The organism is Kitasatospora sp. NPDC096147 (assembly GCF_044763225.1).
Lineage (GTDB): Bacteria > Actinomycetota > Actinomycetes > Streptomycetales > Streptomycetaceae > Kitasatospora.
The window spans coordinates 117416-132211 of the sequence record NZ_JBIWFX010000010.1; the positions used below are offsets into that span (position 1 = coordinate 117416).

Consider the following 14796-nt stretch of genomic DNA (forward strand, 5'->3'; position numbering starts at 1 on the left):
CCGCTCAGTCGTTCTGCCGGGTGTGCCGGGAGAGCGCCGACGAGGCCAGCGAGTTGTGGATGCTGAAGGCCACCGTGCCCGGCAGGTAGCGGTCCTGGGACCACTCCACCGGGGTGCCGGTCGGGTCGGTGGTGCGGCGCTTCTCGCGGAGCAGCGGCGAGCCCCGGCGGCAGCCGAGCAGCCGGGCGTCGTCCGCGTTGGCGGCGACCACGTCGATGGTGTGGTCGGCGTCGGTGAAGAGGATGCCGTGCTCGCGCAGCGGCTCGGTGTGGGAGACCACGTCCGGCGGCAGCTGGGCGACCAACTCGCCGACCCGGGGCGGGTAGACCGTCCGCTCGACCATCACCGGCGTGCCGGAGAGGGTGCGCAGCCGGAGCGTCACGTACACCTCGGAGCCGGGCTCCAACCGGAGCTGCTCGCGCTCCGCCGCGTCGGCGGGCCGCCGGGTGAAGGACTCCAGCCGGCCGCCGGGCTCCTCCCCCATCGAGCGGGCCCAGTGGGTGAAGGAGAGGAGTTCGGAGAAGCTCTGCACCCGGGCGGTGCCGAGCACCACCCGGCGGGTGCCCCGGCGGGAGGTGACCAGGCCGTCGGCGCGCAGCACGGCGAGGGCCTGCCGGACGGTGCCGCGCGAGACGCCGTACTGCTCGGCCAGGGCGCCCTCGGCGGGCAGCCGGCCGGCGTCGCCGTACGAGCCGGAGGTGATCGCCTCCCGCAGGTCGGCGGCCACCTTGCGGTAGAGCGAGCCGGCGGTGCTGTCCTGGTCGAGTGCCACGTGCCTCAAAGTCCTTCCCCGCGTTGGGTCCTGGACCGCTTGACCGCGTCCGGACGTAGCCGACTGTAGCCGCTGTGGATCACCCCGCATCGGGCGGTCGCGACCGTTCCCGCAGCCGCCCCCTGTACTGGGCCATCCGTTCACCTTCCCGTCACCGTACTCGGGCGTACTTACCCCGGCAGCCAAGTTGGCTGGCCAACTTGGCGCAGCGTCAGCTCCGCCCCCTCCTTCCCCTCGTGAACTCCCCTTCCTCAGGAGATCCACCCGTGATCGTGCACCGCAACCGTGCCGCCGCCCTCGCGGCCGTGCTCACCGCCGCCGCGCTCTCCCTGACCGCCTGCGGCTCGGCCGGCTCGTCCGCCAAGTCCGGTGACACCGCTGCCAAGGGCGGTGCCACCAAGGAGGCCAAGGACGCCACCTCGGCGGCCGACTTCGGCGGCATGGACGCCCTGGTCGCCGCCGCCAAGAAGGAGGGGAAGCTGCACGTCATCACGCTCCCCCGGGACTGGGCGAACTACGGCAAGATCCTCGACGGTTTCAAGGCCAAGTACGGCATCGAGATCGAGGAGGAGAACCCGGACGGCTCCAGCCAGGACGAGATCAACGCGATCACCTCCCGCAAGGGCCAGGACCGCGCCCCCGACGTGGTCGACCTGGGCAGCGCCTTCGCGCTCCAGGCGGTCAAGGACGGCCTGCTCGCCCCGTACAAGACGGCCGGCTTCGAGAAGATCCCGGCCACCATGAAGGACGCCAACGGCGCCGCGGTGAACGACTACGGCGGCTACGTCTCGATCGGCTGCGACGCCAAGAAGGTCGAGGTCTGCCCGAAGACCTTCGCCGACCTGCTGAAGCCGGAGTACAAGGGCAAGGTCGCGCTGAACGGCAACCCGACCAAGTCCGGTTCGGCCTTCGGCGGGCTCTACGCCGCCGCGCTGGCCAACGGCGGTTCGCTGGACAACATCCAGCCCGGCATCGACTTCTTCGGCAAGCTGAAGCAGGCCGGCAACTTCAACCCGGTCGAGTCCACCCCGGCCACCATCGAGAAGGGCGAGACCCCGATCTCGATCGACTGGTCGTACCTGAACGCGGGCTACACCGACCAGTTCAAGCCGAAGGGCATCGACTGGCAGGTCTCCATCCCGGTCGACGGCTCCTACGCCCAGTACTACAACCAGGGCGTCAACAAGTGGGCGCCGCACCCGGCCGCCGCCCGCCTGTGGCAGGAGTACCTGTTCAGCGTGGAGGGCCAGAACCTCTTCATGGGCGGCTACGCCACCCCGGCCGCGTTCGAGGCCATGAAGAAGGACGGCACCCTCGACACCGCCGCCGCTGCCAAGCTGCCGGTCGTCGAGAAGCCCTTCACCACCTTCCCGACCCAGGACCAGATCACGGCGGCCAAGAAGGTGCTGACCGAGAACTGGACCAAGGCGATCGCGGGCTGATCACCGACATGACCACGGCTCCCACCCCGGTGCCGACCCCCGCCGCCACCGAGACCGGTGGCGGCGTGGGGGTCCTCACCGCCACAACCCCCGCCCCCCGCAAGCGTGTTGCCCGCTTCCGCCGGTTCGGCGGCAGCTGGCTGGCCACCGTGCCACTGCTGCTGTTCTTCCTGGTCTCCTTCGGCCTGCCGGCCGTGGCGATCGTCAGCGGCGCCTTCACCACCTCCAGCGACGCCGAGACCGGTGCGGGGGCGTTCACCACCGCCAACCTCACCGACTCGGTCCAGGGCGCCTACTGGACCGCCCTGTGGAGCAGCCTCAAGCTCTCCGCGCTGACCGCCCTGCTGGGCACCCTGATCGGCCTGCCGATCGCCCAGGCGATCGTCACCTCCCGGTTCCGGATGCTGCGCGAGGCGGTGCTCACCGCCTCCGGCGTGCTGGCCAACTTCGGCGGCCTGCCGCTGGCCTTCGCCTTCGTCGCCACCCTGGGCAACGCGGGCGAGCTCACCGAGCTGTTCGACCTGACCGAACACGGCTGGTCGCTCTACTCGTTCACCGGTCTGACCATCGTGTACCTGTACTTCCTGGTGCCGCTGATGGTGCTCACCATCACCCCGGCGCTGGACGGCCTGCGGGTGCAGTGGCGGGAGGCCGCGCAGAACAACCGCGCCACCTCGTACCAGTACTGGCGGCACGTCGCGCTGCCGATCCTGTTCCCCTCGCTGCTGGGCGGCTTCGTGCTGCTCTTCGGCAGCGCCTTCGCCGCGTACGCCACCGCCGCCGCGATGGTCGGCGCCACCGTGCCGCTGATCAGCCGCTCGATCGCGGACGCGCTGTCCGGGAACGTGCTGGTCGGCCAGGGCAACCTGGCGCTGGCGCTCAGCCTGGACATGATCCTGGTCGCCGTCCTGGTGATGGCCGTCTACCTGCCCCTCCAGCGTCGGAGTGCGAAGTGGCTCAGCTGACCCCGAAGAACGTACTGGGCCGTCTGCGGGTCTGGCGCGGCCTGGTGCTGCTGCTGGCCGGCGTGTACTTCCTGGTGCCGATGGCCGCCTCGGTCTGGTTCTCCGTCGACACCAACCACGGCATCGACTTCGCCGCCTACACCGGCCTGTTGAGCGCCCCGGGCTTCACCAAGAGCCTGGTGCTCACCCTGGAGCTGGCCGCCGTCACCGTGGTGGTGCTGCTGCTCCTGCTGGTGCCCGCGCTGATCGCGGTCCGGCTGGGCTCGCCGAAGCTGCGGCCGGTGCTCGAAGTGGTCTGCACCCTCCCGCTGGTGGTGCCGCCGGTCGCGCTGACCGCCGGTCTGATCGGCGTGCTGCGCTGGGGCCCGGACTACCTGATGGAGACGCCGTTCTTCCAGACCTTCGTCTTCATCCAGGACCCGGACTTCCCGCTGGTGCTGGTCATCGCGTACGTGCTGATGTCGCTGCCGCTGGCCTACCGCGCACTCGACGCCGGCCTGCGCGCGGTGGACGTGCGCACCCTGGTCGAGGCGGCCCGCAACTGCGGGGCGAGCTGGCCGCGCGCCGTGGTCACGGTCGTGCTGCCGAACCTGCGCGGGGCGCTGCTGAACGCCTCCTTCCTCACCCTGGCCCTGGTGCTGGGCGAGTTCACCGCCTCGTCCATCCTCGGCTACCAGCCCTTCGCGGTGTGGATCTACACCGTCGGCAACAGCCAGGGCCAGATGTCGGTCGCGGTCTCGGTCCTGAGCCTGCTGATCACCTGGGTCCTGCTGCTCCTGCTCGCCTCGGCGGGCCGCGAGCGCCGGGCCAAGACCGCCGCCGCCTCCTGACACCACGTTGGAGACCACCCCCATGAGCACCGCCACCATCACGACCGACGCCGTCACCACCGGCGCCACCGTCGAGTTCCGCGGCCTGCGCCGGGCCTTCGGCCCCACCACGGCGCTGGACGGCCTGGACCTCACCATCAACCCGGGCGAGCTGCTCGCCCTGCTCGGCCCCTCGGGCTGCGGCAAGACCACCGCGCTGCGCATCCTGGCCGGCTTCGAGACCCACGACTCGGGCCAGGTGCTGGTGGACGGCCAGGACATCACCGAGGTGCCGGCCCACCGCCGGGACGCCGGCATGGTGTTCCAGTCCTACAGCCTCTTCCCGCACCTGACGGCGGCCGACAACGTCGCCTTCGGCCTGCGGATGCGCGGCACCGGCAAGGCCGAACGCCGCAACCGCGCCCAGGAGTTGCTGGAGCTGGTCGGCCTGCCGCAGCACGCCGGCCGCTACCCGCACCAGCTCTCCGGCGGCCAGCAGCAGCGCATCGCGCTGGCCCGGGCGCTGGCCCTGCAGCCGCGGGTGCTGCTGCTGGACGAGCCGCTCTCCGCGCTGGACGCCAAGGTCCGGCTCAACCTCCGGGACGAGATCCGGCGCCTGCAGCAGGAGTTGGGCATCACCACGCTGTTCGTCACGCACGACCAGGAGGAGGCGCTCTCGATGGCCGACCGGGTCGCCGTGCTGCGGGCCGGGAAGCTGGAGCAGTGCGCGGCGCCCGCCGAGCTGTACGCCCGTCCGGCCACCGCCTTCGTCGCCGAGTTCGTCGGCACCATGAGCCGCATCCCGTGCACCCGCTCGGGCTCCTCCGTGGAGCTGCTCGGCCGGACCTTCCCGGTCGACGGCGAGCTGCCCGCCGACGGCGAACTCGACGTCCTGGTCCGGCCGGAGAACGTCGGCCTGACCGCCTCGAAGACCGGCGCGGCCGTCGTGGTGGGTGCGTCCTTCCTCGGCAGTGCGACCCGGATCACCGTACGGTTGTCCGACGGCACCGAGATCAAGGCCGACCTGCCCACGGAGGCCGCCTCGGCCCTCCCGATCGGCGGCAGTGCCGACGTCACGCTGCCCGACCGCCCGGTGCTGGTCGACCGCCGCACCGCCTGATCCGTCCTGCCGAAGGTACCGCCATGCCTGCATCCACCCCTGCCGATCCACCGTCCCCCGAGGGGAGTCCCGTACCCGCCGCCGTGCTGTTCGACATGGACGGCACCCTGGTCGACACCGAGGAACTCTGGTGGCACGCCGCCGTCGAGTGCGCCGCCGAGGTCGGGCTCACCCTCACCGAGGCCGACCTGCCGGAGGTGCTCGGCCAGGCCGTCGAGCACACCGCCGCCCACCTGCACCGCACCGCGCCCGGGCGGAGCACCGAGGCCGAACTGACGGCCCGGCTGGACGAGGCGTTCGCCTCCCGGGTGGCCGCCGAGGTGGTGCCCCGCCCCGGCGCGCTCGCCCTGCTCGGCCGGCTGCGGGCCGCCGAGGTCCCGATGGCCCTGGTCTCGGCCTCGCCGCGCCGGGTGATCGACCTGGTGCTGGCCACCCTGGGCACCGAGTGGTTCCGCACCGTGCTGGCCGCCGAGGACACCCCGCGCACCAAGCCCGCCCCGGACCCGTACCTGGCCGCCGCCGCCCGCCTCGGCCTGGCCCCGGCCGCCTGCGTCGCCGTCGAGGACACCCCGACCGGCGTGGCCTCCGCCCACGCGGCGGGCTGCGCGGTGCTGGCCGTCCCCTCGGCAGTGCCGATCGAGGCCCGCGAGCGGGTCACCGTGCTGGACAGCCTGGTGCACGCGGACCTGCCGCTGCTGGCCTCGCTCACCGCCACCGGCGCCCGCTGAGATGCCGTACCTCCTGCTGGCCCTGGCCATCGTCAGCGAGGTCGCGGCCACCAGCTGCCTCAAACTCACCGAGGGCTTCAGCCGGTTGTGGCCCAGCCTGGGCGTGGGGATCGGCTACGTGCTCTCCTTCGCCCTGCTCGGCAAGGCACTCAAGCACATCCCGGTCTCGGTCGCCTACGCCGTCTGGTCCGGCGCCGGCACCGCCGCCGTGGCGGGCATCGGCGTGGTCGCCTTCGGCGAGCACCTGGGCAAGGCCCAGTGGCTCGGCCTGGCCCTGATCATCGTCGGCGTGGTCGCACTCAACCTGCGGGGCAGTCACTGACGGACCCTCCTGCGGGGAAGGGCGCCGGAGCGGTCGGACCGCTCCGGCGCCCTTCGCGCGTAGTCCCGGTGCCCGGGCTTCGGGGCGGACGACAGGGCCGGCAGCCGCATCCTTAGTCGGGCTTCGGGTCGCGTGACAACCTGGGAGGACGCAGGTAGTCCCGGGCACCGGGCGGAGCCAGAGTGGGTGTCGTTCCCCACCAGGCACCTCAACGAGCCTCAGGAGACTCCGATGCGCAACAGAATCATCGCCCGATTCGCCACCCTGGCAGTGGCATTGGCCACCACCTCGACGCTGGCCCTGGCGCCGGCCGGGGCGGAGCCGGCCATCGACGGCTACCAGCCGTACGTCGCGGCCCGGAACTGCACCGACTCCGCCTACGCCAAGCCCGGCGTGGTCGAGTTCAAGGACGTGCTGATATCCCGGATGGGCGGCTCCAACGGCGGGATCGTCGCGTGCAGCGGCTACGAGCACATGGAGGGCCGGGCGCTCGACTGGATGAACAACGCCTCCGTCCCGGCCGAGGCCGCCCGGGTGCAGAAGGTGCTGGACTGGATGCTCGCCACCGACGCCGACGGCAACGCCCACGCGATGGCCCGCCGCCTGGGCATCGCCTACGTCATCTGGAACGAACGGGTCATCAACCTCTACGACTCCGACAAGAGTTGGAAGACCTACACCTGCGACGGGAGCGCCGGCGGCTGCCACCGCAACCACGTGCACTTCGCCTTCTCCTGGGCCGCCGCCAACCGCCAGACCAGCTGGTTCACCGCCAACCCCCGCCCCGCGCACTGGTACCCCGACACCCCGGGCACCCGGCGGGCCCCTACGAACGACTTCAACGGTGACGGCTACGGCGACCTGGTGGCCGTGAACACCACCAACGGCGAACTGGTGCGCTGGCAGAACGCCGGCGGCGGCATGCAGCACATCGGCACCTACGGCCCCGGCTGGGGCGGCTACCGCGACCTGACGGGTGGTGACTTCAACGGCGACGGCTACAGCGACCTGGTCGCCGTGAACACCACCAACGGCGAACTGGTGCGCTGGCAGAACGCCGGCGGCGGCATGCAGCACATCGGCACCTACGGCCCCGGCTGGGGCGGCTACCGCGACCTGACGGCCGTCGACTACAACCGCGACGGCCGCAGCGACCTGGTCGCCATCAGCTCGGACGGCCGACTGGTGCGCTGGGTGAACACCGGCTCCTGGATGAACTTCGACGGTGACTTCGGGCCTGGCTGGGGCGGCTACGGCAGCCTGACGGGTGGTGACTTCAACGGTGACGGCTACGGCGACCTGGTCGCCGTGAACACCACCAACGGCGAACTCGTGCGCTGGCAGAACGCCGGCGGCGGCATGCAGCACATCGGCACCTACGGCCCCGGCTGGGGCGGCTACCGCGACCTGACGGGTGGTGACTTCAACGGTGACGGCTACGGCGACCTGGTCGCCGTGAACACCACCAACGGCGAACTCGTGCGCTGGCAGAACGCCGGCGGCGGCATGCAGCACATCGGCACCTACGGCCCCGGCTGGAACGGCTACCGCAACCTCGTCTGACCGTCCGCTCCGCCCGCCGTCCTGCCGCGCCCGACTCCCCGGTCGCGCGATCCCGGGCAGCACCACAATCGACACCTACCCTCGTGGGGGTATTTCAACTCCCCTCTCTTGCAAGTCATCTGACTGTCCATCACGCTCTGGTTCGGGATGCCGGGGGCATCGGTCCCCGGCGCCGGACGAGGGGGTTCGGATGAACGGACGGATCAGGACGGGCCGGTGCGCGGTGGCCGCGCTGCTGCTGGCGGGGGCGGTGGCAGCCGGGGGTTCGCCCGCCCTGGCGGCCGAGCGGGAGGGCGTCGTCCGGCACGCGGGGGCGGCGGACGCGGTACCGGGCAGCTACCTGGTGGTGCTCAAGGACAGCGCGTTCAAGGCGACTTCGGGGGCCTCGCTGACCAACCGCTACGGCGGTCAGCTGCGCCGCGGCTTCGACTCCGCGCTGCACGGCTTCTCCGCCCGGCTCACCGACCGTCAGGCCCGCCGCCTGGCGGCCGACCCGGTGGTGGCGAGCGTGGCGCAGGACCGGCGGGTCAGGCCGGACGCCACCCAGACCGACCCGCCGTCCTGGGGCCTGGACCGGATCGACCGGCACCGCCGGCCGCTCGACGGCCGCTACGTCTCCCCGGACTCCGGCGGGCGCGGGGTGACGGTCTACGTGATCGACAGCGGCGTGATGATCGAGCACCAGGACTTCGGCGGCCGGGCCCGGTACGGCTACGACGTGATCGACGGGGACACCAGCGCCGACGACGGCAACGGCCACGGCACGCACGTCGCGGCCACGGCCGTCGGCACCACCTACGGGGTGGCCAAGCAGGCGTCCGTGGTGTCGGTCCGGGTGCTGGACGACGACGGCTCCGGGACCTACGAGCAGGTGATCGCGGGCGTGGACTGGGTGACCAGGAACGCGGTCAAGCCCGCCGTGGTGAACATGAGCCTCGGCGGGGACGCCGACGAGACCCTGGACGCCGCCGTCCGGGCCTCCATCGCCTCCGGCCTGACCTACACCCTCGCGGCGGGGAACCAGGGCTCCGACGCCGACACCCACTCCCCGGCCCGGGTGGCCACCGGGATCACCGTCGGGGCCAGCGAGCCGGACGACAGCAAGGCCTGGTACTCCAACTACGGGCCGCTGGTGGACGTCTTCGCGCCGGGCAGCGACATCGTCTCCGCCTCCAACGGCTGGGACGAGGCCGAGATGACGCTCTCCGGCACCTCGATGGCCGCCCCGCACGCGGCCGGCGCCGCGGCGCTCTACCTGGCCGACCACCGCACGGCGACCCCGGCCCAGGTGGCCACCGCACTGACCTCCACCGCGACCACCGAGTCGCTGAGCGACCTGGAGGGCTCGCCCGACCGCCTGCTCTACCTCGGCCCGCCCCGACCGACCGGCCCGCACCCGCGCTTCGCGAACACCACCGCCCGGCCGATCCCGGACCCCGGCGTGCTGAACTCCACCGTCACCGTCACCGGCGTGCCCGGGAAGGCCCCGGCCCAGCTGGACGTGGAGGTCGACCTCACCCACCAGTTCATGAGCGACCTGCTGATCGACCTGATCGCCCCCGACGGCACCCCCTACCGCCTCTACGACGGAGACTTCGGCGTCCAGGGCAACACCTTCAAGGCCGTGCTCGGCGCCGACGCCTCCGCGGAGACCGCCAACGGCGTCTGGACCCTGCGGGTCACCGACCAGTGGGAGTACCTCGAAGGCCAGTTCAACGGCTGGGCGCTGCGGTTCTGACGCACCGTCGCCCGGCCCCGGGGTCGCGGCTCAGTACCTGAACGCGGCCCCGGGGTCCTCGAACCCGGGCGACCAGCACTCGACGTCACCCTCCCGCGCGCCCGGCCCGCCCTTGTACCAGAGCCCGTCCTCGGTCTGCACCAGGTAGACCTCGTCGACGTCGACCACCAACCGGGCCCGGACCGGAGCGCCCGCCAGGTCGACCGTCCCGGTCGGCTCGAACAGCGACGGCCGGTCGTCCCCGGAGAGCCGCCGCAGGTCCGTCAGCGTCCAGCCCTCCGGCAGGAGTTCGTTCCCCGGCTCGTCGTCGGGCAGCACCCGGGCCACCGCCTGGCCGAGCCGGGGCACGATCCACTCGCCGTCCCGCTCGATGCCCAGCACGCCGCCGAGGAAGACCATCGGGAAGGTCCCGGCGGGGGTCTGCCACTCGAACGGCACCCGGGAGACGTGCGCGGGGAACAGCTCGTCGAGCGTGCCGCCGGGGCCGAACTCCTGCTTGGGAGAGGGCCCTTCGTCGGTGTAGCGGTGGGCGAAGAAGGCGTTCACCCACCCCGTCACCCGGTCTCCGCCGGAGCCGGCGTGCCACTTGTAGAAGGAGGACCAGAACTCCCGGTCCACCGGCTGCCCCGCCGCCGTGCCCGCGATCTCCTCCAGTACCGGGCCGAGCGCCGCCGTCCACTCCCGGAGCCCGTCGAAGCGCTCGCCCAACTCCCCGGCCCGGTCGGCCAGCAGGCGCCAGTCGGCGGCGGTGCCCGTCAGCCGGATGCGCGGGATGCCGCAGAGCGTGATCCAGCGGAACCGGTGGAACGGGCTCACCACGTCCATCAGCGCCACCAGCACCGCCGCCGCGTCCGCCCGGGTGGTGGTGGAGAACTCCGGGCGGAACAGCTCCACCACCTCCGCCCCGAGCACCTCCCGCAGCGGCGCCTCCACCAGCCCGATCGACCGCTCCCAGTCCTCCGGCGCGAAGTCGTCCCGGACCTCGATCAGCGACCGCTCCCCGGGCGCAGCCGGGGCCGGCCCGAACACCGCCGGGTACCGGTCCGCGTGCAGCCGCACGTGGGTGGCCACCTCGTGCACCAGCGCGTACCAGAGCACGTCCGGGGACAGGCTCAGCGGCAGGTGCGCCGTGAAGCAGAGGTGTGCGGCCCGCAAGAGCAGGCTGGAGGTCCGCTGCCGGTACTCGTCGCGCACCCGGCCGGAGAACTCCACCTGCCCCTCGGTGCTGCGGTGGTGGAACTCCACCGGCGCCCCCGCCACGGCCCGGAGGAACCGCTCGTTCCCGATCTCGGTGAGCGTCGCCGCCAGTGCGGCGGCCTCCGGGTCGTCGCCGACGGGCAGGTCGAACTCGATGGGCATGCGGGGCGTCCCTCGTGCTGCGGGTGGAGGCGGATGCGCCGTGATCCTACGGACCCGCCTCAGGCCGGGGCACCGGATTTCCGGCGGCGGAGCACCAGGGCGGTACCGCCGGCGGCGGCCAGCAGGACGGCGGCGCCGGCCGCGAGGGTGGCGGCGCGGCCCTCGGCCGGGGCGGCGGGCGCGGGGTGCTCCGCCAAGGTGGCGCGGATCCAGGACGCGTACGCGGGGGCACTGGTGTAGAGACCGGGACCGTCCTCGCAGGGGACGCCGGGGGCACCGGGGCCGGAGGTGACGCCGACCAGCTCCCACTCCCCCTCGCGGCCCCGCTGGAGCTGCGGGCCACCGGAGTCGCCCGCGCAGGCCATCGCCGCGGGCTTGACGGAGACGGTGCAGAGCCTGGTCGGCCCCGCGTACCCCGGGGCGCACTCGGCCTCCGTGCCGATCCGGGTCTCCAACTCCTGGAGCCGCTCGGGGAAGCGCCACTCACCGAACACGGTGGTGCCGAAGCCCAGCAGCAGGGTCGGGGTGCCGGCCGGGCCCGGCCGGTCAGCGATCCTGACGGGCCGTTCGGCGACCGGCCGGTCCAACCGGATCAGCGCCAGGTCGTCCTGGTTGGCGGCCCGGTTCTCGCCGTTGCGGTAGCCGGGGTGGACGAAGCTGCGGTCGATCGTCCGGACCGTGCCGCCGTCCTTCCGGCGCTCGCTGCCGATCCGGACGGTGCCGTCCGGGACGACTCCCTCGACCGCCAGGCAGTGGGCCGCCGTCAGCACCCACTGACGGTCGATCAGCGACGCCCCGCAGTTGCCGTCCAGCAGACCGTGCGCCGGGGCGGACTCCGGGATGGTCGCCATGAAGGAGTGACCGGCGTCGGATTCGGCGCCGTTGACGATGGCCCAGGCACTGCCGACGGCGGCGGTGGCGCAGGCGAGGGCGGTCAGGACGCCGACGGTGGCGGTGCGGACGGTACGACGGACGGGCTGCGGGTTCGGCACGGAACGTTCCTTCTGTCCGGGAATCGGTTCGTGCCCAGCCTTGCCGTCCAGGAGCCACCGGACCACGGTGCAGGCCGGTGGACCGGGCCACCGGCCTGCCACCCCGCCCACGGTGGGGTTGTCCCCCTCACCCCAGCGCGGCCAGCACCTCGGACAGGTTGTGCTCGACGATGCCGAGCATGAAGGCGCGGTCCGGGAAGTCGCCGTCCAGCAGGCGGAGCGGGCCGGCCACCAGGGACAGGCTCATCGCCAAGGCGTAGAGGGCCAGGCGCCGTTGGTCGAGGCCGTCCACCCGGAGGTGGTGGTAGTGCTCGTCGAAGCGCAGGCGGAGGAAGACGTGCTCCCACTCGGCGTCGAAGTACATCAGGCCCTCGATGTCGATCAGGACCGGCTCGCCCCGGCCGTCCACCAGCACGTGGTCCGGGCCGAGTTCGCCGTGCACCAGCACGTGCTCGGCGCGCGGGCGGACCCGGCCGGCCAGGTCGTGCAGCCGGGCCGCCACCCGGTCGCGGACGGCGGCCATCCGCTCGTCGCGGGTGGCGGCCTCGGCCAGGTCCGCGAGGGCGCGGTCGAGCACCGTCCGCTCGCAGGAGGTGCCGCGCGAGCTGCCGCCGCCGTCGACCAGGGCCACCTTGCCGAAGGCGGGCGCGCTCTGACGGCGCATCAGGGCTAGCGTCCCGGCGAGCCGGGCCAGCACCGGCCGGGCCGCCGCCGGGTCCCGGTCGAGCAGCGCGCCGAGGTGCTCGCCGGGGACGTCCTCGACCACCACCAGCTCCGCCGGGTGCAGGGTCCGGGAGCGGTCGGCCAGCAGCAGGCGCGGCACCCGGACGTCGAGGGCGGTCAGCCGGTGGTGGGCGGCCAGGAAGAGGTCGATCCCGGAGGCGTGCGAGAACGGGTCCGCGTGGTCCTCCTCGACGGCTGCGGCGGGCCAGTAGCTCTCCGCGTCATCCCAGAGGTACGCGATCGCGGTGCCGCCGTCCTCGCGGTGCAGGCGGTAGACACCCTTCTTGCTACCGCCGCGCAACCGCGAGACACCGATCAGCCGGCCGTGCGGGCCGAACACCGCCGCCGCCACCCCGGCTAACTGATCCACCGTCACGACCCTGCGCACCACGACCGACCGCCCTCCCGCGCGTAGTTCGTGCAAGGGTGCGATCCTAGGCGACCGCAGGCGGTCGAAAAGGAGTTTTCCGCCCTGGACCGGACACCTAGGCTCGCCGGATGAGCGATCCCGCGCAGTGGTTGAACGTGGTGGACGTCGAGGCGACCTGCTGGGACGGGCAGCCGCCGCCCGGCGCGGTGAGCGAGATCATCGAGATCGGGCTGACGGTGGTGGACCTGGCCGCCGGGCGGCGGACCGAGCGGCACCGCGTCCTGGTCCGGCCGGCCCGCTCCACGGTGAGCGCCTTCTGCACCGAACTGACCGGCCTGACCCAGGCGGAGGTGGACCGCGGAGTCGGATTCGCCGAAGCCTGCCGCCTGTTGGCCGCCGAGCACCTCAGCGGGCGGCGGGTGTGGGCGAGTTGGGGCGACTACGACCGGCACCAGTTCACCCGCCAGTGCCGGGCCGCCGGGGTGCGGTACCCGTTCGGGCAGCGGCACGTGAACGCCAAGGCGGCCTTCACCGAGGCGTACGGGCTGCGCAAGCGGCCCGGGATGGCGCAGGCCCTGGAGCTAGCCGGGCTCCCACTGGAGGGCCGGCACCACCGGGGAGAGGACGACGCCTGGAACATCGGGGCCCTGGTGCTGGACGTGGCCGCACGCGGCGGCTGGCCCGACGGGTCGGAGTGGCCGGGCGGGTCGGAGTAGCCGGGCGGGCGGGTGCCTCAGGGAGTGAGGACGATCTTGCCGGTGACGGTGCCGGACTCGGCCAGGCGCAACGCCTCGGCGGCCCGGTCGAGCGGCAGGGTCGCGGCGATCCGGGCGGTGACGTCGCCACGGCGGACGGCGGCGAAGACCTCGGTGAGGTCGGCCCGCAGCCGGGCGCGGAAGCGGTCGGTGGCCAGGGCCCGGCCGGCCCAGATGTTGTAGAAGTGGGCGCGGCGCCGGTTGGGCAGGCCGTTCCACAGCCAGACCCGGGCGAGGATCTTCAGGACGGGCCACTGCTTGGAGCCGGAGTCGTCACGGGTGGAGGCGCTTCCGTAGGCGACCAGGGTCCCGCCGGGAGCGAGCAGGCGCCAGGAGTCGGTGACGCTCCGACCGCCGAGGTGGTCGAAGACGGCGTCCACGCCGCCCGGCGCCAGCTCCCGGACCCGGGCGGGCACGTCACCGGCGCGGTAGTCGACCGGGACGACGCCCAACTCCCGCAGCGCGTCGTGGTGCCGGGCGGAGGCGGTGCCGATCACCCGCACACCCGCCGCCCGGGCCAGCTGGACCAGGACGGAGCCCACGCCGCCGCTCGCACCGTGCACCAGGACGGTCTGCCCGGCGCGCACCCGGGCCTTGCGGTGCAGCATCTGCCAGGCGGTGATCCCGTTGACCACCGCGGTCTCCGCCTCCGCCGCCGTGAGCCCGTCCGGGACCTGCACCGCGTCCCTGGCGTCGACCACCACGTGGCTGGCCCACCCGCCCACCTTCACCAGCGCGGCCACCCGCCGGCCGGCCAGGGCCGGATCCACGCCCTGACCGGTCGTCAGGACCCGCCCGACCAGGTCGTATCCGGGCACGAACGGGAACGGCGGCTGGTCGTAGTACCGCCCCCGGCGCATCTGCTGCTCGGCGAACGACACGCCGGTCGCCTCCATGGCGATCACGATCTGCCCCGGGCCGGCCGCCGGGACCTCCCCCCGGCGGATCTCCAGACCCTCCGGTGCCACCACGCCCGGCAGGACGACCTCGACGAGCTGCGCGCTTCCCATGATCCCCACGGCCTTTCGTAGATGCTGTCGTGTTCGTTAGAAGTTGTAACGCACCGGCCGAGTGAGAGTCAAGAGCGATGGTGATAACCTCTAACCAACCTGATGATCCGCAACCGGTGGGAGCAGCG

14 protein-coding genes are annotated in these 14796 nt (G+C 72.9%); 9 read left to right on the forward strand and 5 right to left on the reverse strand.

The features are described from left to right. Positions 1-4 precede the first annotated feature (4 nt). Entirely contained in the window at positions 5-772 is a 768-nt protein-coding gene (locus ACIRBX_RS27660) for a GntR family transcriptional regulator (protein ID WP_402300571.1), read from the reverse strand. 266 nt (positions 773-1038) lie between these two features. Here ACIRBX_RS27660 and ACIRBX_RS27665 point away from each other — a divergent pair, with 266 nt between their 5' ends. The 8 genes from ACIRBX_RS27665 to ACIRBX_RS27700 all read left to right on the forward strand — a co-directional run bounded on the left by ACIRBX_RS27665 (position 1039) and on the right by ACIRBX_RS27700 (position 9459). Continuing rightward, positions 1039-2214: an ABC transporter substrate-binding protein gene (locus ACIRBX_RS27665; RefSeq protein ID WP_402300572.1), complete on the forward strand. Its 1176-nt coding sequence runs from the start codon at positions 1039-1041 to the stop codon at positions 2212-2214. 8 nt (positions 2215-2222) lie between these two features. Continuing rightward, entirely contained in the window at positions 2223-3179 is a 957-nt protein-coding gene (locus ACIRBX_RS27670) for an ABC transporter permease (protein WP_402300574.1), read from the forward strand. A 14-nt stretch (positions 3180-3193) separates the two neighbouring features. Next, on the forward strand, positions 3194-4009 hold the full coding sequence (locus tag ACIRBX_RS27675) for an ABC transporter permease (RefSeq protein ID WP_402300798.1): 816 nt from the start codon (positions 3194-3196) through the stop codon (positions 4007-4009). A 22-nt stretch (positions 4010-4031) separates the two neighbouring features. After that, entirely contained in the window at positions 4032-5108 is a 1077-nt protein-coding gene (locus ACIRBX_RS27680; RefSeq protein ID WP_402300577.1) for an ABC transporter ATP-binding protein, read from the forward strand. A 23-nt stretch (positions 5109-5131) separates the two neighbouring features. After that, positions 5132-5836, forward strand: coding sequence for an HAD family hydrolase (locus ACIRBX_RS27685; RefSeq protein WP_402300579.1), 705 nt, complete (start codon positions 5132-5134; stop codon positions 5834-5836). 1 nt (position 5837) lies between these two features. Further along, positions 5838-6158, forward strand: a complete 321-nt coding sequence (locus ACIRBX_RS27690; RefSeq protein ID WP_402300581.1) for a DMT family transporter — start codon at positions 5838-5840, stop codon at positions 6156-6158. A gap of 231 nt (positions 6159-6389) precedes the next feature. Next, the gene (locus ACIRBX_RS27695; protein ID WP_402300583.1) at positions 6390-7721 is read left to right on the forward strand and encodes an FG-GAP-like repeat-containing protein; all 1332 of its coding nucleotides are present in this window, start codon (positions 6390-6392) and stop codon (positions 7719-7721) included. Between the two features lie 190 nt (positions 7722-7911). Then, positions 7912-9459 carry a S8 family peptidase gene (locus ACIRBX_RS27700; protein ID WP_402300585.1) on the forward strand — a complete coding sequence of 516 codons (1548 nt, stop codon included), beginning with the start codon at positions 7912-7914 and terminating at the stop codon, positions 9457-9459. 30 nt (positions 9460-9489) lie between these two features. Here ACIRBX_RS27700 and ACIRBX_RS27705 read toward each other — a convergent pair whose 3' ends face one another. From ACIRBX_RS27705 to ACIRBX_RS27715, 3 genes are all read right to left on the reverse strand, one after another. Next, entirely contained in the window at positions 9490-10818 is a 1329-nt protein-coding gene (locus ACIRBX_RS27705) for a DUF4419 domain-containing protein (protein ID WP_402300587.1), read from the reverse strand. A gap of 59 nt (positions 10819-10877) precedes the next feature. Beyond that, entirely contained in the window at positions 10878-11810 is a 933-nt protein-coding gene (locus tag ACIRBX_RS27710) for a S1 family peptidase (RefSeq protein ID WP_402300589.1), read from the reverse strand. A 127-nt stretch (positions 11811-11937) separates the two neighbouring features. Continuing rightward, on the reverse strand, positions 11938-12909 hold the full coding sequence (locus tag ACIRBX_RS27715) for a phosphotransferase family protein (protein WP_402300591.1): 972 nt from the start codon (positions 12907-12909) through the stop codon (positions 11938-11940). 122 nt (positions 12910-13031) lie between these two features. On the opposite strand from ACIRBX_RS27715, the gene ACIRBX_RS27720 reads away from it, so the two are divergent. Then, positions 13032-13619 carry an exonuclease domain-containing protein gene (locus ACIRBX_RS27720; protein ID WP_402300594.1) on the forward strand — a complete coding sequence of 196 codons (588 nt, stop codon included), beginning with the start codon at positions 13032-13034 and terminating at the stop codon, positions 13617-13619. Between the two features lie 17 nt (positions 13620-13636). Here ACIRBX_RS27720 and ACIRBX_RS27725 read toward each other — a convergent pair whose 3' ends face one another. Next, on the reverse strand, positions 13637-14668 hold the full coding sequence (locus tag ACIRBX_RS27725) for a medium chain dehydrogenase/reductase family protein (RefSeq protein ID WP_402300596.1): 1032 nt from the start codon (positions 14666-14668) through the stop codon (positions 13637-13639). Between the last annotated feature and the right edge of the window lie 128 nt (positions 14669-14796).

Coding starts and splice junctions, on each gene's coding strand:
- ACIRBX_RS27725 (WP_402300596.1), bottom strand. CDS start 14,668: ATGGGAAGCGCGCAGCTCGTCGAGGTCGTCCTGCCGGGCGTGGTGGCA.
- ACIRBX_RS27720 (WP_402300594.1), top strand. CDS start 13,032: ATGAGCGATCCCGCGCAGTGGTTGAACGTGGTGGACGTCGAGGCGACC.
- ACIRBX_RS27695 (WP_402300583.1), top strand. CDS start 6,390: ATGCGCAACAGAATCATCGCCCGATTCGCCACCCTGGCAGTGGCATTG.
- ACIRBX_RS27700 (WP_402300585.1), top strand. CDS start 7,912: ATGAACGGACGGATCAGGACGGGCCGGTGCGCGGTGGCCGCGCTGCTG.
- ACIRBX_RS27690 (WP_402300581.1), top strand. CDS start 5,838: ATGCCGTACCTCCTGCTGGCCCTGGCCATCGTCAGCGAGGTCGCGGCC.
- ACIRBX_RS27670 (WP_402300574.1), top strand. CDS start 2,223: ATGACCACGGCTCCCACCCCGGTGCCGACCCCCGCCGCCACCGAGACC.
- ACIRBX_RS27685 (WP_402300579.1), top strand. CDS start 5,132: ATGCCTGCATCCACCCCTGCCGATCCACCGTCCCCCGAGGGGAGTCCC.
- ACIRBX_RS27680 (WP_402300577.1), top strand. CDS start 4,032: ATGAGCACCGCCACCATCACGACCGACGCCGTCACCACCGGCGCCACC.
- ACIRBX_RS27705 (WP_402300587.1), bottom strand. CDS start 10,818: ATGCCCATCGAGTTCGACCTGCCCGTCGGCGACGACCCGGAGGCCGCC.